The organism is Rugosimonospora africana, assembly GCF_016862975.1.
GTDB classification, from domain to species: domain Bacteria; phylum Actinomycetota; class Actinomycetes; order Mycobacteriales; family Micromonosporaceae; genus Rugosimonospora; species Rugosimonospora africana.
This window is the reverse complement of sequence record NZ_BONZ01000188.1, coordinates 1-908: the sequence shown is the minus strand read 5'-3', so window position 1 is coordinate 908 and position 908 is coordinate 1. Positions and strand designations below refer to the sequence as shown.

2 protein-coding genes are annotated in these 908 nt (G+C 66.3%); one reads left to right on the top strand and one right to left on the bottom strand.

The window, feature by feature from the left end; translation table 11 throughout:
• On the bottom strand, positions 1-236 hold a 236-nt coding region (locus Raf01_RS49150), incomplete at its 3' end, for a hypothetical protein (RefSeq protein ID WP_203925079.1).
• A gap of 40 nt (positions 237-276) precedes the next feature.
• Here Raf01_RS49150 and Raf01_RS49145 point away from each other — a divergent pair.
• The coding region (locus Raf01_RS49145) for a condensation domain-containing protein (protein ID WP_239134603.1) at positions 277-908 on the top strand (632 nt) is incomplete at its 3' end.

The window sequence follows — 908 nt, the reverse complement described above, 5'->3', positions numbered from 1 at the left end:
ACCGGGGTGGGTTTGGCGGGGGTGGGGGTGTCGTTTCGGCGGTGGTCGTCGCGGTTGGCGGTGGCGGCGGCCGATCCGCGGTGGGTGGGGCAGGTGTCGTGGTGGGCCGGGGTGCGGAACACCCCGGATCCGTTGTTGGGTGCCCGGGTGTTGGACCCGGGGTCGGACACGGTGGCTCGGGCCAGGCATCTGACGTTGCGGTTGCCGGTCGGGGTGACGCGGGGGTTGTTGACCACGGTCCCGACGGTTTTCCATGGCCAGGTCAATGATGGGTTGTTGACCGGGTTGGTGTTGGCGTTGGGGTGGTGGCGGCGGCAGTGGTGGCCGGATGCGGGTTCGGTGGTAGTCCTTGACCTGGAAGGCCATGGTCGGGATGAGGGTTTGGCGGGTGGGGTGTTGTCCGGCACGGTGGGTTGGTTTACCAGTATGTTCCCGGTCCGGTTGGATCCCGGGCCGGTGGACTGGGCCGAGGTCGAGGCGGCGGGTCCGGGGTTGGGGTTGGCGGTCAAGCGGGTCAAGGAGCAGTTGCGGGCGGTTCCGGATAACGGGATCGGGTATGGGTTGCTGCGGTATTTGAACCCGGATACCGGTCGGGAGTTGGATACGGGTCGTGATCCGCAGGTGGTGTTCAATTATCTGGGTCGGGTCAACGCGCCGCGGGGTCAGGGTTGGTTGATCGCTGAGGAGTCTGAGGTGTTGGGTCAGACCAGCCGGCGGGATCTGGGTGCGGCGCACAGTCTTGAGGTCAACGCGATCACGCATGACCTGCCCGACGGGCCGCAACTGTCAGTGACCTGGACCTGGATCGATGGTGTGTTCACCGAACCACAGATCAACGACCTGGCCCATGCCTGGTTCCAGACCCTGCACGCGTTGACCGAACACGCCCAGCACGACAACGCCGGCGG